The organism is Enterobacter sp. A8 (assembly GCF_004296595.1).
GTDB lineage: Bacteria > Pseudomonadota > Gammaproteobacteria > Enterobacterales > Enterobacteriaceae > Enterobacter > Enterobacter cloacae.
Map to the genome: position 1 here is coordinate 1 of NZ_SCMF01000004.1, position 19,882 is coordinate 19,882.

The following is a 19,882-nucleotide window of genomic DNA, read 5'->3' on the forward strand; positions in this document are numbered from 1 at the left end:
TTTGCCTGGCGGCTTTAGCGCGGTGGTCCCACCTGACCCCATGCCGAACTCAGAAGTGAAACGCCGTAGCGCCGATGGTAGTGTGGGGTCTCCCCATGTGAGAGTAGGGAACTGCCAGGCATCAAATAAAAAGAACCCCGTACCGTAAGGTGCGGGGTTTTTTGCTTTGCACGCCAGAAAATATGCCGGATGGCGGCTTCGCCTTATCCGGCCTACAAAACCTGTAGGCCCGGTAAGCGCAGCGCCACCGGGCATGGCAGATCGCACGATCCCACGGTAAAGAGAAACAAGAATACTGAAGAAGGGATTTATAGATGCAGAAAAGCAAAAACCCAGCCATAGGCTGGGTTCTTTAAATAGTGGTGCCCGGACTCGGAATCGAACCAAGGACACGGGGATTTTCAATCCCCTGCTCTACCGACTGAGCTATCCGGGCAACGGAGCGCATTAAACCGCAATCCTGCCCGAGCGTCAACATTATTTAGGGAAAAGCTGTTCAACTGCTTAAGTTTGCGGCAATCTGTCGGTTTATGCGACGAAAGTGCACAAATCTTCCAGACAGAACCCGTTCACTGCAGCAATGCTGATAGTAAGAGGAGGGCAGTATGGCGAACGACTGGCTTGAGCTGCGTCAGCATGCAGAGACGGGCATTGAGACGATTAAAGCGCACTTCGAAGGGCATGCCTACGATCCGCACTGGCACGACAGCTATCTGGTAGGGATCACCCTTTCGGGTACTCAACAGTTTCACTGCCGCCGCGTGCGTCATCGTAGTCAACCGGGGGATGCGTTTTTACTGGAACCGGGTGAGATCCATGATGGTGACGCACCTGTAGAAGGCGGCTTTACCTATCTTACCTTTTATCTGGATGAGCAGTGGCTAACACGTACGCTGCGCGGATTATATGACGCTACGCCTGACAGCTATTCACTGCACTTTTCTCAAACGCTGACGCGCGAGCCACGGCTGGTACGTAGCATCGGTGAGACCTTTGCCACACTGCATAACGCGGAGATGAAAATCGTTCAGCAGAGCGCGATGGATAATCTGCTCTCTCAGATCACCGCCCACTGCCACTGGCGTAAGCGGCTCCCGTCTCAACGGCAAAGCGCTGCCGTCGCGCATCGTGCACGCGATTACCTCTACGCGCATATGGACGAAAACGTCGGGTTGTCGGATCTGGCACGTGAGACGGGAACCGACCGCTTCACGCTGACGCGCTGTTTTAAACGCGAGTTTCACCTGGCACCGCATGCGTGGCTTATTCAGCTACGCCTTGCAAAAGCTCGCCAGTTGCTGGCTCATGGTGAGCTGCCCGTGGATGTGGCATCGGCGGTAGGCTTTGCCGACCAAAGCCACCTTGGACGCTGGTTCCAGCGAGCATACCGTATATCGCCTGCCTATTACCGTCGGCTGTGCACAAACCTTCCAGACGTTTCCAGAAAATAGCGGCACATTGATGGCTCTGATAATAAGGAGCCACCTGTGAGTACAATACCTTTTCTGCTGTTTGCCTTTGTCGCTTCGATAACGCCAGGGCCGACCAATATCCTCATTCTCACCAACAGCCAGCACTTCGGCATCAAAAAAACCGTTCCGGCCATTCTTGGAGGATGCATGGCGGCGAGCATGATTGTGCTGGTTTCAGGTGCCGGTGCAGGGGAAGTGCTTCGCCAGTACCCCCTGATTCGTCAGATGATGAGCTGGGCAGGGGTGTTATGGCTAAGCTGGATGAGCTGGCAGTTATTTAACGCGCCTGCAGCAAACCTCTCTGCGAAGACTCATACCCGGTTTACCGCACAAGCTGCAGCCCTGTTGCAGATCGTAAACCCGAAAACCTGGATGATGGCGCTGGCGGTTGTCAGCCTGTTTGCCCCTGCAAGCGAGCACGCGCTGCGGGATATAGCGCTGATGGCGCTGTGGTTCCTGGCCATCTCGGTGGTGTGTCTGATGTGCTGGGCGTGGCTGGGGAAGGCGTTAAATAAATTCTTTCGCACCACCGTGGCGATGGTGCGATTTCAGCGGCTGATGGCGTTGTGCCTGCTTGTCTCAGCCTGGGCTGGGGTGCTGGCTTAGGTCAACGCGCCGCCCATGCGGCACTGGGCAAAGCGCAGGATGTCCTCTGCCAGGCGGTGAGCGGTATCCACATCGGCCTGGCTACGATTTACCAGCATACGGCTCAGGCAGCCTTCCAGCACCAGCTCCATTTGCTTTGCCACCATTGCCGGATCATCCACTTCAAGCGTTGTCAGCAGTTCGTGGGTGAAGTCGTGCGCCGCCCGTTTTTGCTGATCCGCCAGCTGATGGATCGGATGGCCTGGATCGGGGTAGTAGGTGCAGGCGGCGATAAACAGACAACCCGGATAGCGCTTGTTACTTACACATTCCGTCAGCGCGGTATAGCGCGCCAGCAGCTTCTGTTCGGCGGTCAGTTCTTCATTCAACATCAGCTGCCTGCGCCAGATATCAACCTGCTGGCTGAGGTAGCGCAGGGCATCATAAAGCAGCGCCTCTTTATCAGGCCAGAAGCGCGTAAGCTCATCCAGAGGGTAATCGATACGGTCGGCTACCATCTCAAGCGTGGTGCTGGCGATCCCTTGAATCTCAAGTAATTGCAGGGCTTGTCCCAGTACGTCTTCGCGTTGCACGGTTCTCTCCTCCGTTATTCCCAACGGTTGTCCCGTTTAAAGTGTTGTTTACGGTTGGCGATCGCGCAAATGCGCGCTGAAAGCCGCCGCGTCCATAAACCCGGTTACACGCTGCCCTGGCTGTTCTTCACCCTGTTGATTGAAGAACAGAATGGTCGGCAGCCCGAGCACGTTAAGTTGCTTCAGCAGGGCTTTATCCTGCGCATTGTTGGCGGTCACGTTTGCCTGAAGCAGAACGGTCCCGTTTAGCGCACCTTGCACCTGCGGGTCGCTAAAGGTGTACTTTTCAAACTCTTTGCAGGCAACGCACCAGTCTGCGTAGAGATCGAGCATCACCGGTTTGCCGCGCGCCTGGGCCAGAGCCTGGTTAAGATCATCCACGTTCTTAATCTGGATGAAATTCAGATGCGCCTGGTTCTGAGCCACTGGCGTGCCAAATGCCCAATCCTGAAGTGGACGCACGCTCACCAGCGCAGAGGCGAGCAGGACGATTTGTACCAGACGCATCCACGCGCTTTTTGCCCCCAGACTGACGATAAACGCCCCGGAGAAGAACGCTACGCCGAGCATCGCCCACAGGCGCATCCCCCAGACGTCACCGACAATACGCTCCAGCAGGAAGACCGGCAGCGCCAGAATGACAAAGCCAAATGCGGTTTTCACCGTCTCCATCCACGGCCCGCTCTTCGGCAGCAGGCGGTTGCCAAATACCGTGACCAGGATCAGCGGCAGACCCATCCCAAGCGCGTAGAGGTACAACGTACCGCCGCCAAGCCACATATTACCGCTCTGGGCGATATAGAGCAGAATCGCGCTAAGCGGAGCAGTGGTGCAGGGCGAACAAATCAGCCCGGCGATAGCTCCCATCGCAAACACGCCACCCGCTGAACCCCCCTGTTGGCGGTTGCTGAGCAGCGTTAAGCGGGTTTGCAGGGAGGACGGCAGTTGCAGGGTGAACAGGCCAAACATCGACAAGGCCAGCAGGATAAACACCACCGACAGGCCGATAAGGACATAAGGGTGCTGAAGAGCCGCCTGGAACTGTAAGCCGGCCGCCGCAACCACGAGGCCGAGTGCCGTATAGGTTAACGCCATTCCCTGCACGTAAATAAAGGCAAGCAGTAGCGCGCGGGCGGTGCTAAGACGCTGTTTTCCGCCCAGCACTATCCCGGAGATCAACGGGTACATCGGCAGTACGCATGGTGTGAAGGCGATGCCGATACCAATCAGCAAGGCCCAGAGCGCGGAGAAAGGGAGGTCTGACGCAGGCTCACCTTCACGCTTGACCTCTGCAGGAAGAGGAGCAACGTTGGCGGCAGACGCTTTAACTTCACTAAGCGGAACGACCTTGGTTTCTGGGGGATAGCAGAAGCCTGCATCGGCACAGCCCTGGTAAGTGACGGTGAGCGTAGCGCCTTTGTCTGCCTGTTGCACTGTTACGGGCACGCTTAAGTGCTGGCGATAAATCTCGCTTTTGCCGTAAAACTCATCCTCGTGCCATTCGCCCGCAGGCAGTTGCAGCGCGCCCACGCTTGCCTGAGCGGGTGTGATACTGACCTGCTTACGATACAGGTAATAGCCCTCTTTCACCTGCCAGGTAAGGTTGAGGTCATGCTGGTTTTGCTGGAAATCGAAAACAAATGCCTGCTCGGCAGGAATAAAGTTCGAACGGCCGGGCGCGTCAAACAACCCGGCAAAGACTGACGTGCTGCACAGCAGCAGGATCAGCGTAAGGAAACGTTGAGCCATGAGAGATAATCGTTATCACCGTGGAGCACTGGCAATACCAGCAGTTCCGGAGTGTGGTAAGGATGATGAGATTTGAGGCAGTCAAGAAGCGCCTGCTGGTTTGCCGGGTTGGTTTTGAGCAACATCTGGACTTCATACTCCTGCTCCAGTTTGCCTTCCCAATAATAAAGGGAGGTCGCTCCGGGGAGGAGGGTTACACAGGCAGCCAGTTTTTCGGCCAATACTTTGGCGGCGAGATCCTGGGCGGAAGCTTCATCAGGGGCGGTACACAATACGACAACAGCATCAGGCGTGTTCACAAGTCGACCTCCTCATCACGAAAGTGGTCACTATATCACGCAAGGCGATTGGTCATTAATGAAACGGGCCGCAGAGCGGCCCGATTTTAACTATTTTTACAACCCGAAATGGTTTACAGCACGACGCCGCCGATGATAAAGCCGAGGATCACGCACAGCGTAATCGCGACCACACCCGGGATCAGGAACGCATGGTTAAACACATACTTACCGATGCGGGTTGAACCGGTGTCATCCATTTCAACCGCCGCCAGCAGGGTTGGATAAGTGGGCAGAACGAACAGGGCAGAAACGGCAGCAAACGAGGCAATGGCCGTCAGTGGCGTTACGCCCAGCATCAGAGCCGCAGGCATCAGCGCCTTGGTCGTGGCAGCCTGAGAATAAAGCAGGGTAGCGGCAAAGAACAGTACCACCGCCAGCAGCCATGGGTAGTTGTGCAGCAGGTCACCCGCAACGGTCTGGATATCGCTGATGTGCGCTTTTACGAAGGTATCACCGAGCCATGCCACACCCAGCACGCACACGCAGGCGCTCATACCGGATTTAAAGGTGCTGGCATTCAGCACTTCGCTGGTATCGATTTTACAGGTGATGCTGATCAGGGTTGCGATGGTCAGCATGAATACCACAATCGCTTCGTTACGCGGCAGAACCGGGTTCTGGATGAGGCCTACTGTGTCACTGATGGCCGTCGCGTAGAACATCACCGCCACGATACCGATTAGGAACAGCACCACGGAGCGTTTCGCATGCGGCTTCAGTTTGAAGACCTGGCTACCGCGCAAGCTCACTTCGCCCTTGGCCAGACGTTCCTGATAAACCGGATCGTCTTTCAGTTCAGCGCCGAGGAAGTTACACAGCACGGCGGTGATCATGACTGCAATCAACGTTACCGGAATACAGATCGCCAGCAGCGTCAGATAGCTCACACCCATGGGTTCCAGGATTCCGGCGAAGAACACCACTGCCGCTGAGATAGGCGAGGCGGTAATCGCAATCTGGGATGCCACTACCGCAATAGAGAGCGGGCGAGAGGGACGGATACCCTGTTCTTTCGCCACTTCGGTAATCACCGGCAGCGTGGAAAAGGCAGTGTGACCGGTACCGGCGAGAATGGTCATGAACCAGGTCACCAGCGGGGCAAGGAAGGTAATGTATTTAGGATGACGGCGCAGCATACGCTCCGCCAGACTCACCAGGTAGTCCATACCGCCAGCCACCTGCATGGCGGCGATAGCGGCAATAACTGCCATGATGATTTCGATAACGTCAAACGGGATTGCGCCGGGTTTAATCTGAAAGATAAGGGTAAGAACGAGCACCCCGAGACCGCCGGCAAAACCGATGCCGATACCCCCGAGTCTTGCTCCCAAATAAATCGCCAACAGGACGATGACGAGTTCTGCTCCAAACATAAGGACCTGCCTTGCTTATTAACAAGTTGATATTGAATTGTTGTATTTTGGTAACGCCTAAAAAGAAAAAAGGCACGTCACAAGTGACGTGCCTTTCGGAAGCTTAGCCTGAACGGTTACTGTTCGCTTTCATCGGTGTATCGTTTCGCTTTATATGCCGGGTGCATCAGGTTCTGGGCGGAGAAGATATCGTCCAGCTCGGCTTCGGTCAACAGTCCGCGCTCCAGTACGACTTCACGCACGCTCTTACCGGTTTCGGCGCAAATCTTACCGACGATGTCGCCGTTATGGTGGCCAATGAACGGGTTAAGGTAGGTGACGATCCCGATGGAGTTGTACACGTAGCCTTCGCAGACTTCTTTATTCGCGGTAATGCCGTTGATGCATTTTTCCAGCAGGTTATAGCAGGCGTTAGTCAGGATGTGGATAGATTCGAACATCGCCTGGCCAATCACGGGCTCCATGACGTTCAGCTGCAGCTGACCGGCTTCAGAGGCCATGGTTACGGTCGTATCGTTACCAATAACCTTGAAGCAAACCTGGTTCACCACTTCTGGCACTACCGGGTTCACTTTCGCTGGCATGATGGACGAACCGGCCTGCAGTTCTGGCAGGTTGATTTCGTTCAGGCCAGCGCGTGGGCCGGAAGAGAGCAGACGCAGGTCGTTACAGATTTTGGACAGTTTCACCGCCAGACGTTTCAGGGCGCTGTGTACCATGACGTAGGCGCCGCAGTCGGAGGTGGCTTCAATCAGATCTTCTGCAGGTACGACTGGCAGGTTAGAGACTTCAGCCAGTTTCTGAACCGCCAGCTGCTGATAACCGTCCGGCGTGTTCAGACGTGTACCGATGGCGGTGGCGCCCAGGTTCACTTCCAGCAGCAGCTCGGAAGTGCGCAGCAGGTTTTTGGTTTCTTCATTCAGCAGCACGTTAAACGCGTGGAATTCCTGACCGAGGGTCATTGGCACCGCATCCTGCAACTGGGTACGACCCATTTTCAGAATGTCCTGGAACTCAACCGCTTTGCGCTGGAAACCGTCGCCCAGCTGGTTGATGGCGTCGACCAGTTTCACAACGGAGGCATAAACCGCGATGCGGAAGCCGGTTGGGTAGGCGTCGTTAGTGGACTGACATTTGTTGACGTGATCGTTCGGGTTCAGGTACTGGTATTCACCTTTCTGGTGGCCCATCAGCTCCAGGCCGATATTTGCCAGTACTTCGTTGGTGTTCATGTTGACGGAGGTGCCCGCGCCGCCCTGATAGACGTCAACCGGGAACTGGTCCATGCATTTGCCGTTGTTCAGCACTTCATCGCAGGCCGCGATAATCGCATTTGCCGCGCTTTTAGGAATGGTTTGCAGCTCTTTGTTTGCCAGCGCTGCCGCTTTCTTCACCATCACCATGCCACGGACAAACTCAGGAATGTCGCTGATTTTGCTGTTGCTGATGTAGAAGTTTTCAATCGCTCTCAGAGTGTGGACACCGTAGTAGGCATCCGCTGGAACTTCCCTGGTACCCAACAAGTCTTCTTCGATACGAATGTTGTTTAACATGTGAACCTTCTTTTCAAGCTGCCGATGGATTGTACTAAACACACAGTATTTATGTGGTTTTGAATATTTTCTGACCGACGATTATTCCCTCAATCGGCCAATTGCTCGAGATCATATGCTGATGATAGCGAATTGCCGTAAGCTGGATCACTTATTATCGACCCGATTCCATGATAATTATTAATCTGTGAAATGGGTCACCGCTTTAATATTTCCAAAAAAAATATCCGTGCAAACCGATTGAATTTTAGCTAACCGTCCTCATCTCTTACAGACGCGTGTCGCGAACACATTCAGACAGGGGCCAAAAGGCACCTGCCACACAGGAGATGCCAGTGCGCTGGATACCGTTTATTGCTTTCTTTCTCTATGTTTACATTGAGATTTCGATTTTTATCCAGGTCGCCCATGTGCTGGGCGTCCTGCTGACGCTGATTCTGGTGATTTTCACCTCCGTCATCGGCATGTCGCTGGTGCGTAATCAGGGTTTCAAAAATTTCCTGTTAATGCAGCAGAAGATGGCCGCAGGCGAGAGCCCGGCGGCCGAGATGATCAAAAGCGTATCGCTGATTATTGCCGGTCTGCTGCTGATCCTGCCGGGCTTCTTCACCGACTTCCTCGGTCTGCTGCTGCTGTTGCCGCCGGTGCAAAAACACCTGACTATGAAGCTGCTGCCGCATCTGCGCTTTAGCCGGATGCCGGGTGGCGGGTTCAGCACCGGCCCGGGTGATACGTTTGAAGGGGAATACCAGCGTAAGGATGACCAACACGACCGTTTGGATCATAAAGACGATCGGTAATGTCTTTGCCCGGTGACGCTTCGCTTACCGGGCGCTACTACAGCGCCACCCACAGCCCTGCCAGCATGACGACGGCGTACATACTCTTCCATCCCACCATCATCAGCAACAGCAGGCAAAGCACTCCCCCGACAACGGCCAGTGCTTTATAGCGACCCTTCAACAGACGACAGCCCGCCAGCATGCACAGCAGGTAGATCATAATAAATATGCCGTTGGCATAAATGATCAGTGCATCCAGATTGATCTTAAGCGCGTAAATACACAACGTGCTCACAACGCAACTTCCCAGCACGAGATTCAGCGCATTCAACGGCAGCTGACGCTTAGACAACTGCGCAAGACGGCTCTGCGGTTTATTGCGCGCCTGAGACCACACCAGCCGCGCAAAGCTCTGGATGTAAATATTGAGGCTGGCAAAACAGGCCAGATAGCCAATCACACAGGCCACCCACAGCGCTTTTACGCCAAACAGCTGTACCACGATACCCGGCAGCGAAGCGGCGGCTGCTTTATCTGCGCCAAAGGCGTCGAAGTGCAGCACCAGCACAGTACAGGCCCAGTAAACCGTGCCTGCGACCAACAGGCCAATCATCAGGGCTCGCGGAAAATCGCGCTCGGGATGCTTAAACTCCGACGCCAGATGGGCGAACGCTTCCAGACCGACAAAACACCAGAACATGACTGACAGCGCAGCGAAGAGCTGCGCATGATTGATATCGGTGATGGCCGGGAAGGGGATCTCCTCGACGCGAATATCACCTGCCCACCAGATAGCGGCGATGAGCGCGACAATCAGCACCGCGACGATCGTCTGCAGGTTAGCGCTGGAACTGGCCCCGCGTGAGCCCACCCACCAGACGATAGCCAGCGTACCCAGCTCAGCCAGCAGCAGTGCTTCGTCATGCCAGCCGAAGAGCGCTTGCCCAAAGCCGGTTGCGATATGCAACGCCGCAGGCAGACCAACCGGAATGACGGAAAGGAACAGCCAGCCGGTGACGCGCTCCAGTCGTGGGCCAAACGCCATGCCGACAAAGTGCGCCACGCCGCCCGCGCTGGGAAAATGCCTTCCCAGAATGGCGAACACGATCGCAACCGGGAACACCAGCACAATCAGCACCGGCCACGCCCACAGGCTGTTATTTCCGGCAACCAGCGCTGCCAGTGCGGGTACCGCAAACACCCCTGTTCCTAACAAGGAGGTTGAGAGCAGGCCTACCCCCTGCGCCAGCCCCAACTCCTGCTTGAGTCCACTCATTGACATCGTCCCGCCACCATTCAAAGAGAGCCGATGGTAACACTTTCGCAAATTTTTTTTCGACTCCCCCTTGAAGGGGTAAAAAGCTATCCCCATCTCTCAGGGCACTAGCCGGAAAACCGTGTGCGGCCCGGCGTCATCCATAACTGATAATGACTTTCTCAAAGGAGAGCTATCAATGAGTATTCGTCCGTTACATGATCGTGTGATCGTCAAACGTAAAGAAGTTGAAACCAAGTCTGCTGGCGGCATCGTTCTGACGGGTTCTGCAGCAGCAAAATCAACGCGTGGCGAAATCATCGCTGTCGGTAAGGGCCGCATCCTGGAAAACGGAACTGTGCAGCCACTGGACGTTAAAGTTGGTGACATCGTCATTTTCAACGATGGCTACGGCGTGAAATCCGAGAAGATCGACAATGAAGATGTGTTGATCATGTCCGAGAGCGACATTCTGGCAATTGTTGAAGCGTAATTAACGCACGAAACTGTACGAATTTGAGGAAATAAGAACATGGCAGCTAAAGACGTAAAATTCGGTAACGACGCTCGTGTAAAAATGCTCCGCGGCGTAAACGTACTGGCAGACGCAGTTAAAGTCACCCTGGGCCCGAAAGGCCGTAACGTAGTGCTGGATAAATCCTTCGGCGCGCCAACCATCACCAAAGATGGTGTTTCCGTTGCACGTGAAATCGAGCTGGAAGACAAGTTCGAAAACATGGGCGCGCAGATGGTGAAAGAAGTGGCCTCTAAAGCGAACGACGCTGCGGGCGACGGTACCACCACCGCGACCGTACTGGCGCAGGCAATCATCACTGAAGGTCTGAAAGCCGTTGCTGCGGGCATGAACCCAATGGATCTGAAACGTGGTATCGACAAAGCTGTCGCGTCCGCTGTTGAAGAACTGAAAGCGCTGTCTGTACCATGCTCTGACTCTAAAGCGATTGCTCAGGTAGGTACCATCTCCGCTAACTCCGACGAAACCGTAGGTAAACTGATCGCTGAAGCGATGGACAAAGTCGGTAAAGAAGGCGTGATCACCGTTGAAGACGGTACCGGTCTGGAAGACGAACTGGACGTGGTTGAAGGTATGCAGTTCGACCGCGGTTACCTGTCCCCATACTTCATCAACAAGCCAGAAACTGGCGCTGTTGAGCTGGAAAGCCCATTCATCCTGCTGGCTGATAAGAAAGTTTCCAACATCCGCGAAATGCTGCCAGTGCTGGAAGCCGTTGCGAAAGCAGGCAAGCCACTGGTTATCATCGCTGAAGACGTTGAAGGCGAAGCGCTGGCGACCCTGGTGGTTAACACCATGCGTGGCATCGTGAAAGTGGCTGCGGTTAAAGCACCTGGCTTCGGCGACCGTCGTAAAGCTATGCTGCAGGACATCGCTACCCTGACCGGTGGTACCGTAATCTCTGAAGAGATCGGTATGGAGCTGGAAAAAGCGACCCTGGAAGACCTGGGCCAGGCGAAACGTGTTGTGATCAACAAAGACACCACCACCATCATCGATGGCGTAGGTGAAGAGTCCGCTATTCAGGGCCGTGTTGCTCAGATCCGTAAGCAAATTGAAGAAGCAACGTCTGATTACGACCGTGAAAAACTGCAGGAGCGCGTAGCGAAACTGGCAGGCGGCGTTGCGGTAATCAAAGTCGGTGCGGCTACCGAAGTTGAAATGAAAGAGAAAAAAGCACGCGTTGACGATGCCCTGCACGCGACCCGTGCTGCAGTAGAAGAAGGCGTGGTTGCTGGTGGTGGTGTTGCGCTGGTGCGTGTTGCCGCCAAACTGGCTGGCCTGTCCGGTCAGAACGAAGACCAGAACGTGGGTATCAAAGTTGCGCTGCGCGCGATGGAAGCGCCTCTGCGTCAGATCGTTTCCAACGCCGGTGAAGAGCCATCTGTTGTTACCAACAACGTGAAAGCGGGCGAAGGTAACTACGGTTACAACGCGGCAACAGAAGAATACGGCAACATGATCGACTTCGGTATCCTGGATCCAACTAAAGTGACCCGTTCTGCTCTGCAGTATGCGGCATCTGTAGCTGGCCTGATGATCACTACCGAGTGCATGGTGACCGACCTGCCTAAAGGCGACGCACCTGATTTAGGTGCTGCTGGTGGTATGGGCGGCATGGGTGGTATGGGCGGCATGATGTAATTGCCCCTGCGCCCGGCAGCCATCAGGCGTTGGGCGTATCTACCTCTTAATAAAAAACCCCGGGCATCGCTGTCCGGGGTTTTTTGTTTTAGAACAGCAGTTGCATGACCCACATAGAGAGCAGAGCGTTAATTACGCAGACGCCAATAATATGCGGATAGTATTTAGGGTTTACCCCTGCCGTACCGAGACAGCGGCCGGTGTTTTGCACCGGATTACCCATCAGATAGATAGCCGGAAGCAGTACGGTGGCGTCATGCCCGCTGAGCGACCCTGCCACCACCAGGCTTGCGCAGACGCCCACGCCGCCGCCCATGCTCATCACCGACGCCAGCAACACGGTGGCGGCTTCTCCGGGCAGCCCCCACAGCGCCATAATCGGCTCGCAAACGCGGCCAACGATATCCAGCAATCCTGTTACCTTCAGCGCCTGGATGATCACAAAGGCCATTACGACGTTTGGCAGCAGGCTGGTGGTGGCGATGGTAAAGCCACGGCGAGCGCCGTCGGTAAAGAGATCCATCAGGTTTTTACGCACTTCGGCGGTCATCTTCTCTCTCCTTGATCTGACGGGTTTCCATGTGCGCAATCCATGCTCTGAGAAAATTGGCACCTATAAATTTAAAGACCAGAATCACTGCCAGCGGGGTGATAACCGGCACGGTGATGCTGGTGAACAGCGCCGCGCCGGACGAGAAGTAATTGGTGATAATTGCGCTACCGCTGGTCTGAAAGGTGGCGAAAATCGCTCGTTCCCTGTCGCTGATAACGCCTTCATCGGCGAGCTCTTTGGTCATACCTGCAGCCGCATCGGTGTTTTGCAAATTGGCGATAAGCGCCAGAGAACAAATGCCTGGAATGCCCAGCAACGGTTTCAAAACGGGCGTCATCAATTGCTGTGCCGCCCGCAGCCCGCCCAGCCCTTCAGTCACTGAAATGATGCCCAGCGACAAAATGACAGACGGTGCCAGTTCCAGCGCAAACAGAAAGCCATCTTTTGCGCCGGTACCGCCTGTGCCGCGAAAAGAGACGCTTGCGGCGCCTTCGTCGTTAACCTGACCAAATGTGCCGTTCAGCACGGTGAAATCAAAGACTCGCCACCATTCGGTGGCTTTGGCGAAAAAGCCAGAAAAGAAAATGATGGTTAGAAAGAAAGCGAGATACCCTACCCACGTCACTTTCCCCTGATTCGGGGATACTTCACTCATGTTGCCTCCTGTTTTTATGTTTCCCTGTCACCACACGCGCAAAAAATAAGCCGGTGGCCTGTCACTAAAAACGAAAAAGCATAAAAAAACGATATCCGTGGGGTGATTATCAGAATTCATTTAGGGGAGGCGAAGGCACCATTCGTGCTTGATATCTCGCAGAAACGCACGGAGGTTTTTCTTTTGGTCATCTTTTTAGTATAAGGTTTACACACGGACAACTACTGTCCAGCTTATTGAAAACGAGGAATAACATGCGCGTAAAAGTCTGTGCAGGGATTGTAGGAGCAGCATTGCTGCTGGCGGGTTGTAGCTCCAGCAATGAGCTGACTGCAGCGGGTCAGGGCGTTCGCTTTGTGGAAGATAAGCCGGGTAACGAGTGCCAGTTTTTAGGCACGGCAACCGGTGAGCAAAGCAACTGGATGTCGGGTCAGCACGGCGAAGAGGGCGGCTCTATGCGTGGCGCGGCCAATGCCCTGCGTAACCAGGCCGCGGCGATGGGTGGCAACGTGATTTACGGGGTAAGCAGCCCGACGCAGGGAATGTTATCCAGCTTCGTGCCAACCGCCAGCCAGATGAATGGCCAGGTCTATAAGTGCCCGAACTGATTGCCTTTTTCCCTCTCCCACCGGGAGAGGGTTAGGCTGAGGGAAACTAGCTCTGTCTTAGCTGCAAATCCAGCGGCGTCTTGCTCGGTTCACCGCCAATCTCACGCGCCAGCTTCGGCACCATATAACCTGACACCAGCGTTAACAGTTCACGCACGATCTGCCGGGCTTCTTCATCCGTCACCATGAAATGGGCCGCACCCTGAACGCGATCCAGCACGTGCAGGTAATATGGCATCACTCCCGCATCAAACAGCGCATTGCTGAGGTCCGCCAGCACGCGGGCATTATCATTTACACCGCGCAGCAGCACGCTCTGGTTCAGAAGCGTCACGCCTGCCTTGCGTAAACGCACCATTGCCGCACGAAATGCATCATCAATTTCATTGGCGTGATTGATATGGTTCACCAGCAGCACCTGCAGGCGGGACTGCTCAAGGCGTGAGACCAGTCCGTCAGTGATACGTGCCGGAATAACAATCGGCAGACGGCTGTGTATGCGCAGGCGCTTAATATGCGGAATGGCTTCAAGCTGGGTCAGCAGCCAGTCCAGCTCATGATCTTTCGCCATCAGCGGATCGCCACCGGAAAAAATGATCTCATCCAGCTCAGAATGGGCGGCGATATAGTCCAGCGCGACCTGCCAGTTGCGTTTATTGCCCTGATTTTCGGCATACGGGAAGTGTCGACGGAAGCAATAACGGCAATTTACCGCACAGCCACCTTTCACCAGCAGCAGCGCACGGTTCAGATACTTGTGCAGCAAACCGGGTACCACGCTGTTCTGCTCTTCCAGCGGATCGGTGCTATAGCCCGGTGCCGTAATGAACTCTTCCTGTGCGGTAAGCGTCTGTTTTAATAATGGATCCTCAGGATTGCCTTTCTCCATACGGGCAACAAACGCGCGGGGAACGCGCAGGGCGAAAAGCCGCTTCGCCTCCCGGCCGGCCAGCAAATCGGTATGCTGTTCGAGCTCAAGAAGACGCAGTAATTCATCAGGACTGGTGATTACATCGGCAAGTTGCGATAACCAATCTTCTCTGGACGGGGTGTTTAGGGTTACAATATGCGCCATTTTGTGGCTTAGCTACCAGTTAACAAATTTAGAGGGCCTTATGGCAACGTACTATAGCAACGATTTTCGTGCTGGTCTTAAAATCATGTTGGACGGCGAACCGTATGCGGTTGAAGCCAGCGAATTCGTTAAACCAGGTAAAGGCCAGGCATTTGCACGCGTTAAGCTGCGCCGCCTGCTGACCGGTACCCGTGTCGAAAAAACCTTCAAGTCTACTGACTCCGCTGAAGGCGCTGATGTTGTCGATATGAACCTGACTTACCTGTACAACGACGGTGAGTTTTGGCACTTCATGAACAACGAAACGTTCGAACAGCTGTCTGCTGACGCTAAAGCCATTGGCGATAGCGACAAATGGCTGCTGGATCAGGCAGAGTGCATCGTGACCCTGTGGAACGGCCAGCCTATCGCGGTTACCCCACCGAACTTCGTTGAACTGGAAATCGTTGAAACTGACCCAGGTCTGAAAGGTGACACCGCCGGTACAGGTGGTAAGCCAGCGAAACTGTCTACCGGTGCCGTGGTTAAAGTGCCACTGTTCGTACAGACTGGCGAAGTGATCAAAGTGGATACCCGCTCCGGCGAATACGTATCTCGCGTGAAGTAAGTGTTAAGGCGCAGCGTTGCTGCGCCTGATTTTTGCAGGCAGGGATGATGAAACGCACCGTTAAAATTCTGCTTCTGTTAGCGCTGTCCAGCGCGTTGCTTTCCGGCTGTAATACCACACGTGGAATGGGGGAGGATATCCAGGATCTCGGCCATATCATTTCTCACGCCGCCAGCTAATCCCGTCTAATTTTCCTAAAAATGCTTCCTTTTCCGTCAACTGGCGGGATCTTGTCTATTCTTAAGTTGCTATACACAAAACAACTCTGGCTATAAAAGGAAGATATTATGGTTAAGAAGACAATTGCAGCGATCTTTTCAGTTCTGGTACTTTCTTCAGTATTAACGGCCTGTAATACCACGCGCGGCGTTGGTCAGGACATTTCTGAAGGCGGTAGTGCAATCTCCGGCGCGGCAACAAAAGCTCAGCAGTAATTTAAAAACGGTACGGGCCCGGACGGGTTTCGTACCGTCAGTTTTCTGATTCCTGCAAAGATAAAAACGGGGAAAAGCGCGTATCCATATGCAATTTCATGCGGATATTTCGCTTATAGGTATAGACCGTTTTTCCATTGATACTCAGGTGAGTGGCAATCTTCTGATTGCTTGCGCCATCCATCCACAGCGTCAACACCTTCTCCTCCTGGCGAGTCAACAGGGGGGCTGCGACCGCAGGGATCTCAACGCTTGCGCGAGTCGTCAGGGCGTCGTTGATGACCGTCGCCAGCGTCTCCAGTCCGGCATTTTTGGTAAGCGAAGCCCATATCGGAAATTGGGACAGAAAGCCTGCCATCTCTTTATCTTCCCCCGACTGCAGCAAAATGAAAGGCACTTTTTCACTGGCGTTCAGCAGGGAAGAAAGCTGCTGGAAATGGTGAATGTCCTGCATAAAGCCGTGCAGATCGGCGATAACCACCGACGGATCCCACTGCAGAATATGCTCTCTGGCGAGGATGAGATTATTCAGCCCGGTCACGACGAAGTGCCCGGGAAACAAACCGGAATGATTGAGCCATGCTTCAAACCCCGCGCGGGTGAAGTGACATCGGTCAATCAAAAGAATTTTGAACATAATAGATTCGCAGTCGGCTAGTGGTTTGGCTTCCTGCCATCAGAAAGCACATCATGATAGAGAAGTCGGATGAGTGATAAATGCCTGAACTACGCGCCATACTGAGGCTATTTCTTGCCTTAACAGGTTCAGCACAAAGGGATTGAAAAAAAATCGTTCGTTAACCAAAATAAGTGACCTAATCTATGCCTTACGGGACGACCCGTAAGCGTTTCGTTCACCGGGGACGGCCCCAACTTGCAGTTAAGTTAAGGAGCCTGAAATGTCCTGGATTATTCTTGTTATCGCCGGTCTGCTCGAAGTGGTTTGGGCAATTGGTCTGAAGTACACCCACGGATTTACCCGCCTGACACCCAGCGTGATTACCGTTACCGCCATGATTGTGAGTATTGTGCTGCTCTCCTGGGCGATGCGCTCTTTGCCGGTGGGGACGGCCTATGCTGTCTGGACGGGCATTGGTGCAGTGGGCGCGGCGATTACCGGGATTTTGCTGCTGGGAGAGTCGGCGAGTCTGGCGCGTATCGCCAGCCTCGCGTTGATTGTGTGCGGTATTATTGGGCTGAAACTCAGCGCCCACTAATGCGGTTGTTCTACCCAGATGAGTTTTGACACATCAAACCCTTGCCGGGTCGCAACGTCCAGCATCTGCTGTTTCATCTCTGACGAAATGGTTGGCGTGCGGGAGAGTATCCATAAATAGTCGCGATCCGGCCCGCAGACCAGCGCATGTCGGTACTCTCTGTCGAGGGCGATGACATTGTACCCGCCATAGAACGGGCCAAAGAACGAGACTTTTAGCGCGGCCCGGCGCGGGTCGCCGGTAAAGTACGCTTTTCCCGTCGACTGTTGCCACATCTGCCGATCCGGATTGTATCCACGGTTGATCACCTGAATACCCCCGTCGTCCATCGAACTGTAATGTGCTGTGACTTTCTCTAACCCCCGTTCAAACCGATGGTCGAGCCGGGCGATTTCATACCAGGTTCCGAGGAAACGTTGAGCGTCGAAATTACTTACAACAGTGACGCCGGAGGGAGGGGTAGGGGAACTGCAGGCAACCACTAAAAACGCGGCTGTCACCGCGGCGATAACAGGCAGAATGCGCATAGGAGTTTCCTTACTGTTTTTTGTTAAGTGTAGATGACAGCAGGGAAATTGCGGAAGATTGTGCAGCGTGTTTCGCCGGGTGGCGCTGCGCTTACCCGGCCTACACAACGCGTAAATTTTGTAGGCCGGGTAAGGCGAAGCCACCACCCGGCAAAGGTTTACTGTAGCGTCTCGAGAATACGGTAAGCCGTTTCCACCCGTACCGGGTTCGGATAACTTTTATTTGCGAGCATCACAATACCGATCTGCTTTTCAGGAATAAACGCCACGTAGCTGCCAAACCCACCCGTAGAGCCCGTTTTATGCACCCAGGAGGCTTTTACTGGCGGAGCCGGAGGATTCACTTCTGCGACCGGCAACGGCGCCAGTGCGACCTTATTGTCGCTGCCATCCACCACGGTTTTGGCGTCGACCGGCCAGTTGAGCATCTCCCAGCCTAACCCTTGATACATGGCACCCACGCGCCAGTAGCGAGACTGCGCCAGCGTAATACCCTGCTGCAGAGTGGACTGCGGGAGTGTCTCAGGTGCCATATTGGCCATCACCCAGCTCGCCATATCTTTGACGTTAGATTTCACGCCATAGGCTTCTGCATCCAGCATACCAGGCGAAACGTGGACCGCTTTTCCCTCACGATAACCCCATGCGTAGTGCGGCTCTTCAGCGTGTGGAACGTTTATCCACGTATGGTTGAGTTTCAGGGGCTTAAAGACCCGCTCCGCCATGGCCTGCTCGAAGCGCATGCCGGACGGTTTAACGGCCAGTGAGCCAAACAGGCCGATGCTGGTGTTGGCGTACAGACGCGTGGTACCCGGGGCCCACTTTGGCTGCCAGGACTGGTAGAAACGCAGCAGAGAGGCGTTATCGGTGACATCATCCGGTACCTGCAACGGCAATCCGCCTGCGGTATAGGTTGCCAGGTCTAGCAGGCGAATGCCTTGCCACTGCTTGCCCGTCAATTCAGGCCAATATTTCGTGACCGGGTCGGCCAGCGAAATCTCTTTGCGGGCAATGGCATCGCCACCCAGCACGCCGGTGAAGGTTTTGCTGACGGAGCCCAGCTCAAATAAGGTTTGCGGCGTGACGGGCTTATTCGCCGCAACGTCTGCTTTACCGAAAGTAAAATAGTGTGGCTGGCCCTGATAAATGACGGCCACGGCCATACCGGGTATGGCCTGCGCCTTCATCAGGGGCGTAACGGTACGTTCCACGACGTCTGCCAGCTGTTTTTCTGACATCGGCGCGGCAAAAGCAGAGCAGGCAACGCTGAGCAGCAGCGCGCAGCTTAGGGATTTTTTCATCATCAGTTATCTTCCGTAATAGCGAGTCAAGGGGATGTCCGGGCCCGTCAGACGTTCGTAGTCTGGGTGATTTGACTGAGGCTGACAAACGGTTAAATTTAGCATTAGCTGTTAATTTTTCTAACGGAAGGGACCATGACACGCAGCTATCTCCCTCTTAATTCGCTTCGGGCGTTCGAAGCCGCCGCCAGGCACCTCAGTTTTACTCATGCCGCGATTGAGCTGAATGTGACCCATTCCGCGATTAGCCAGCACGTGAAGGCGCTGGAGCAACACCTTAACTGCCAGCTGTTTGTCCGCGTTTCGCGCGGGTTGATGTTAACCACCGAAGGCGAGAATCTGCTGCCGGTGCTGAATGACTCCTTCGATCGTATCGCAGGCATGCTGGATCGCTTTGCTAACCATCGAGCGCAGGAGAAGCTGAAAATTGGCGTGGTGGGGACCTTTGCCACTGGGGTGTTATTTTCACAGCTGGATGATTTCCGTCGCAGTTATCCGCATATCGATCTTCAGCTTTCCACGCACAACAATCGCGTCGATCCGGCAGCTGAGGGGCTTGATTACACCATTCGCTACGGTGGGGGAGCGTGGCACGGCACGGAGGCGACGTTCCTCTGTTCAGCGCCGCTGGCACCACTTTGCACGCCGGACATTGCAGCCGCGCTGCACACCCCTGCCGATATCCTGAAGTTTACCCTGCTGCGCTCTTACCGGCGCGATGAGTGGACAGCCTGGATGCAGGCCGCCGGAGAAAACCCGCCTTCACCCACGCATCGGGTGATGGTGTTTGATTCGTCGGTCACTATGCTGGAGGCCGCACAGGCAGGCACTGGCATTGCTATCGCCCCTGTCGATATGTTTACCCATCTGCTGAACAGCGAGCGCATTGTGCAGCCGTTTACGACGCAGATTGATCTTGGCAGTTACTGGATAACGCGGCTGCAGTCACGCGCCCAAACCCCGGCAATGCGTGAATTTGCTCAGTGGCTGGTGGGGAAGATGCAGAAATAACAGGCCCGCCGG

The 19,882-nt window shown here is 54.5% G+C and carries 23 protein-coding genes, 1 tRNA gene and 1 rRNA gene; 12 read left to right on the forward strand and 13 right to left on the reverse strand.

Annotation, left to right across the window (positions count from 1 at the left end):
* The first annotated feature begins 4 nt into the window (after nt 1-4).
* Nucleotides 5-120, forward strand: a 5S ribosomal RNA gene (rrf, locus tag EQV24_RS15635).
* A 240-nt stretch (nt 121-360) separates the two neighbouring features.
* On the opposite strand, the gene EQV24_RS15645 is transcribed toward rrf, so the two are convergent.
* Nucleotides 361-436: transfer RNA gene (locus tag EQV24_RS15645), tRNA-Phe, on the reverse strand.
* 169 nt (nt 437-605) lie between these two features.
* Between EQV24_RS15645 and EQV24_RS15650 the strand changes: the two genes are divergently transcribed.
* Complete coding sequence (locus EQV24_RS15650) at nt 606-1,451, forward strand: AraC family transcriptional regulator (protein ID WP_040020545.1); 846 nt, start codon at nt 606-608, stop codon at nt 1,449-1,451.
* Between the two features lie 36 nt (nt 1,452-1,487).
* Nucleotides 1,488-2,078 carry a LysE family translocator gene (locus tag EQV24_RS15655; RefSeq protein ID WP_130626786.1) on the forward strand — a complete coding sequence of 197 codons (591 nt, stop codon included), beginning with the start codon at nt 1,488-1,490 and terminating at the stop codon, nt 2,076-2,078.
* On the opposite strand, the gene EQV24_RS15660 is transcribed toward EQV24_RS15655, so the two are convergent.
* The 5 genes from EQV24_RS15660 to aspA all read right to left on the reverse strand — a co-directional run bounded on the left by EQV24_RS15660 (nt 2,075) and on the right by aspA (nt 7,666).
* A complete protein-coding gene (locus tag EQV24_RS15660; protein ID WP_130626787.1) occupies nt 2,075-2,650 on the reverse strand; it encodes a transcriptional regulator in 576 nt (191 codons plus the stop codon). The genes EQV24_RS15655 and EQV24_RS15660 overlap by 4 nt on opposite strands.
* Before the next feature lie 48 nt (nt 2,651-2,698).
* Nucleotides 2,699-4,399 carry a protein-disulfide reductase DsbD gene (locus EQV24_RS15665; protein WP_130626788.1) on the reverse strand — a complete coding sequence of 567 codons (1,701 nt, stop codon included), beginning with the start codon at nt 4,397-4,399 and terminating at the stop codon, nt 2,699-2,701.
* Nucleotides 4,375-4,698 (reverse strand): divalent cation tolerance protein CutA, encoded by a 324-nt coding sequence (cutA, locus tag EQV24_RS15670; RefSeq protein ID WP_130626789.1) that lies wholly within the window; start codon nt 4,696-4,698, stop codon nt 4,375-4,377. Before cutA ends, EQV24_RS15665 begins: the two co-directional genes overlap by 25 nt.
* A 113-nt stretch (nt 4,699-4,811) precedes the next feature.
* Entirely contained in the window at nt 4,812-6,113 is a 1,302-nt protein-coding gene (locus EQV24_RS15675) for an anaerobic C4-dicarboxylate transporter (RefSeq protein ID WP_013095257.1), read from the reverse strand.
* 116 nt (nt 6,114-6,229) lie between these two features.
* Complete coding sequence (gene aspA / locus EQV24_RS15680) at nt 6,230-7,666, reverse strand: aspartate ammonia-lyase (RefSeq protein ID WP_003855923.1); 1,437 nt, start codon at nt 7,664-7,666, stop codon at nt 6,230-6,232.
* A 335-nt stretch (nt 7,667-8,001) separates the two neighbouring features.
* On the opposite strand from aspA, the gene EQV24_RS15685 reads away from it, so the two are divergent.
* On the forward strand, nt 8,002-8,466 hold the full coding sequence (locus EQV24_RS15685) for an FxsA family protein (protein ID WP_013095258.1): 465 nt from the start codon (nt 8,002-8,004) through the stop codon (nt 8,464-8,466).
* A 37-nt stretch (nt 8,467-8,503) separates the two neighbouring features.
* Here EQV24_RS15685 and yjeH read toward each other — a convergent pair whose 3' ends face one another.
* The gene (yjeH, locus tag EQV24_RS15690; protein ID WP_130626790.1) at nt 8,504-9,724 is read right to left on the reverse strand and encodes an L-methionine/branched-chain amino acid transporter; all 1,221 of its coding nucleotides are present in this window, start codon (nt 9,722-9,724) and stop codon (nt 8,504-8,506) included.
* 178 nt (nt 9,725-9,902) lie between these two features.
* On the opposite strand from yjeH, the gene EQV24_RS15695 reads away from it, so the two are divergent.
* Both EQV24_RS15695 and groL read left to right on the forward strand, forming a co-directional pair.
* Nucleotides 9,903-10,196 carry a co-chaperone GroES gene (locus EQV24_RS15695; protein ID WP_048971807.1) on the forward strand — a complete coding sequence of 98 codons (294 nt, stop codon included), beginning with the start codon at nt 9,903-9,905 and terminating at the stop codon, nt 10,194-10,196.
* Between the two features lie 39 nt (nt 10,197-10,235).
* Nucleotides 10,236-11,882, forward strand: coding sequence for a chaperonin GroEL (gene groL / locus EQV24_RS15700; RefSeq protein ID WP_013095260.1), 1,647 nt, complete (start codon nt 10,236-10,238; stop codon nt 11,880-11,882).
* A gap of 88 nt (nt 11,883-11,970) precedes the next feature.
* On the opposite strand, the gene EQV24_RS15705 is transcribed toward groL, so the two are convergent.
* Together EQV24_RS15705 and EQV24_RS15710 are read right to left on the reverse strand one after the other, a co-directional pair.
* Nucleotides 11,971-12,432 carry a YjiG family protein gene (locus EQV24_RS15705; protein ID WP_058661912.1) on the reverse strand — a complete coding sequence of 154 codons (462 nt, stop codon included), beginning with the start codon at nt 12,430-12,432 and terminating at the stop codon, nt 11,971-11,973.
* On the reverse strand, nt 12,413-13,090 hold the full coding sequence (locus EQV24_RS15710) for a nucleoside recognition domain-containing protein (RefSeq protein WP_130626791.1): 678 nt from the start codon (nt 13,088-13,090) through the stop codon (nt 12,413-12,415). The genes EQV24_RS15705 and EQV24_RS15710 overlap by 20 nt, the downstream gene beginning before the upstream one ends.
* A gap of 254 nt (nt 13,091-13,344) precedes the next feature.
* Here EQV24_RS15710 and EQV24_RS15715 point away from each other — a divergent pair, with 254 nt between their 5' ends.
* Nucleotides 13,345-13,698, forward strand: coding sequence for a DUF4156 domain-containing protein (locus tag EQV24_RS15715; protein ID WP_013095263.1), 354 nt, complete (start codon nt 13,345-13,347; stop codon nt 13,696-13,698).
* 46 nt (nt 13,699-13,744) lie between these two features.
* Here EQV24_RS15715 and epmB read toward each other — a convergent pair whose 3' ends face one another.
* The gene (gene epmB, locus EQV24_RS15720; RefSeq protein WP_048971804.1) at nt 13,745-14,773 is read right to left on the reverse strand and encodes an EF-P beta-lysylation protein EpmB; all 1,029 of its coding nucleotides are present in this window, start codon (nt 14,771-14,773) and stop codon (nt 13,745-13,747) included.
* 40 nt (nt 14,774-14,813) lie between these two features.
* Here epmB and efp point away from each other — a divergent pair, with 40 nt between their 5' ends.
* The 3 genes from efp to ecnB all read left to right on the forward strand — a co-directional run bounded on the left by efp (nt 14,814) and on the right by ecnB (nt 15,814).
* Nucleotides 14,814-15,380: an elongation factor P gene (efp, locus tag EQV24_RS15725; protein WP_014830362.1), complete on the forward strand. Its 567-nt coding sequence runs from the start codon at nt 14,814-14,816 to the stop codon at nt 15,378-15,380.
* Nucleotides 15,381-15,427: 47 nt separating this feature from the next.
* Nucleotides 15,428-15,559: an entericidin A/B family lipoprotein gene (locus EQV24_RS15730; protein ID WP_013095266.1), complete on the forward strand. Its 132-nt coding sequence runs from the start codon at nt 15,428-15,430 to the stop codon at nt 15,557-15,559.
* Between the two features lie 108 nt (nt 15,560-15,667).
* On the forward strand, nt 15,668-15,814 hold the full coding sequence (gene ecnB, locus EQV24_RS15735) for a lipoprotein toxin entericidin B (protein WP_003025482.1): 147 nt from the start codon (nt 15,668-15,670) through the stop codon (nt 15,812-15,814).
* A 37-nt stretch (nt 15,815-15,851) separates the two neighbouring features.
* Here ecnB and EQV24_RS15740 read toward each other — a convergent pair whose 3' ends face one another.
* Nucleotides 15,852-16,451, reverse strand: a complete 600-nt coding sequence (locus tag EQV24_RS15740; RefSeq protein ID WP_045295574.1) for a LuxR C-terminal-related transcriptional regulator — start codon at nt 16,449-16,451, stop codon at nt 15,852-15,854.
* A gap of 262 nt (nt 16,452-16,713) precedes the next feature.
* Here EQV24_RS15740 and sugE point away from each other — a divergent pair, with 262 nt between their 5' ends.
* Nucleotides 16,714-17,031, forward strand: coding sequence for a quaternary ammonium compound efflux SMR transporter SugE (sugE, locus tag EQV24_RS15745; protein WP_013095268.1), 318 nt, complete (start codon nt 16,714-16,716; stop codon nt 17,029-17,031).
* On the opposite strand, the gene EQV24_RS15750 is transcribed toward sugE, so the two are convergent.
* Complete coding sequence (locus tag EQV24_RS15750; protein WP_013095269.1) at nt 17,028-17,558, reverse strand: lipocalin family protein; 531 nt, start codon at nt 17,556-17,558, stop codon at nt 17,028-17,030. The genes sugE and EQV24_RS15750 overlap by 4 nt on opposite strands.
* Before the next feature lie 158 nt (nt 17,559-17,716).
* Nucleotides 17,717-18,862, reverse strand: a complete 1,146-nt coding sequence (blaCMH, locus tag EQV24_RS15755; protein WP_130626792.1) for a CMH family class C beta-lactamase — start codon at nt 18,860-18,862, stop codon at nt 17,717-17,719.
* 132 nt (nt 18,863-18,994) lie between these two features.
* Here blaCMH and ampR point away from each other — a divergent pair, with 132 nt between their 5' ends.
* The gene (gene ampR / locus EQV24_RS15760; protein WP_130626793.1) at nt 18,995-19,870 is read left to right on the forward strand and encodes a LysR family transcriptional regulator AmpR; all 876 of its coding nucleotides are present in this window, start codon (nt 18,995-18,997) and stop codon (nt 19,868-19,870) included.
* Nucleotides 19,871-19,882: the final 12 nt, after the last annotated feature.

Excerpts from the sequence above, each read along its gene's own strand:
- EQV24_RS15665 (WP_130626788.1), bottom strand. The coding sequence starts at position 4,399 with ATGGCTCAACGTTTCCTTACGCTGATCCTGCTGCTGTGCAGCACGTCA.
- EQV24_RS15675 (WP_013095257.1), bottom strand. The coding sequence starts at position 6,113 with ATGTTTGGAGCAGAACTCGTCATCGTCCTGTTGGCGATTTATTTGGGA.
- EQV24_RS15740 (WP_045295574.1), bottom strand. The coding sequence starts at position 16,451 with ATGTTCAAAATTCTTTTGATTGACCGATGTCACTTCACCCGCGCGGGG.
- EQV24_RS15750 (WP_013095269.1), bottom strand. The coding sequence starts at position 17,558 with ATGCGCATTCTGCCTGTTATCGCCGCGGTGACAGCCGCGTTTTTAGTG.
- epmB (WP_048971804.1), bottom strand. The coding sequence starts at position 14,773 with ATGGCGCATATTGTAACCCTAAACACCCCGTCCAGAGAAGATTGGTTA.
- EQV24_RS15730 (WP_013095266.1), top strand. The coding sequence starts at position 15,428 with ATGAAACGCACCGTTAAAATTCTGCTTCTGTTAGCGCTGTCCAGCGCG.
- ampR (WP_130626793.1), top strand. The coding sequence starts at position 18,995 with ATGACACGCAGCTATCTCCCTCTTAATTCGCTTCGGGCGTTCGAAGCC.
- aspA (WP_003855923.1), bottom strand. The coding sequence starts at position 7,666 with ATGTTAAACAACATTCGTATCGAAGAAGACTTGTTGGGTACCAGGGAA.
- groL (WP_013095260.1), top strand. The coding sequence starts at position 10,236 with ATGGCAGCTAAAGACGTAAAATTCGGTAACGACGCTCGTGTAAAAATG.
- EQV24_RS15705 (WP_058661912.1), bottom strand. The coding sequence starts at position 12,432 with ATGACCGCCGAAGTGCGTAAAAACCTGATGGATCTCTTTACCGACGGC.
- sugE (WP_013095268.1), top strand. The coding sequence starts at position 16,714 with ATGTCCTGGATTATTCTTGTTATCGCCGGTCTGCTCGAAGTGGTTTGG.
- EQV24_RS15715 (WP_013095263.1), top strand. The coding sequence starts at position 13,345 with ATGCGCGTAAAAGTCTGTGCAGGGATTGTAGGAGCAGCATTGCTGCTG.
- EQV24_RS15650 (WP_040020545.1), top strand. The coding sequence starts at position 606 with ATGGCGAACGACTGGCTTGAGCTGCGTCAGCATGCAGAGACGGGCATT.
- blaCMH (WP_130626792.1), bottom strand. The coding sequence starts at position 18,862 with ATGATGAAAAAATCCCTAAGCTGCGCGCTGCTGCTCAGCGTTGCCTGC.
- yjeH (WP_130626790.1), bottom strand. The coding sequence starts at position 9,724 with ATGAGTGGACTCAAGCAGGAGTTGGGGCTGGCGCAGGGGGTAGGCCTG.
- efp (WP_014830362.1), top strand. The coding sequence starts at position 14,814 with ATGGCAACGTACTATAGCAACGATTTTCGTGCTGGTCTTAAAATCATG.
- EQV24_RS15710 (WP_130626791.1), bottom strand. The coding sequence starts at position 13,090 with ATGAGTGAAGTATCCCCGAATCAGGGGAAAGTGACGTGGGTAGGGTAT.
- EQV24_RS15695 (WP_048971807.1), top strand. The coding sequence starts at position 9,903 with ATGAGTATTCGTCCGTTACATGATCGTGTGATCGTCAAACGTAAAGAA.
- ecnB (WP_003025482.1), top strand. The coding sequence starts at position 15,668 with ATGGTTAAGAAGACAATTGCAGCGATCTTTTCAGTTCTGGTACTTTCT.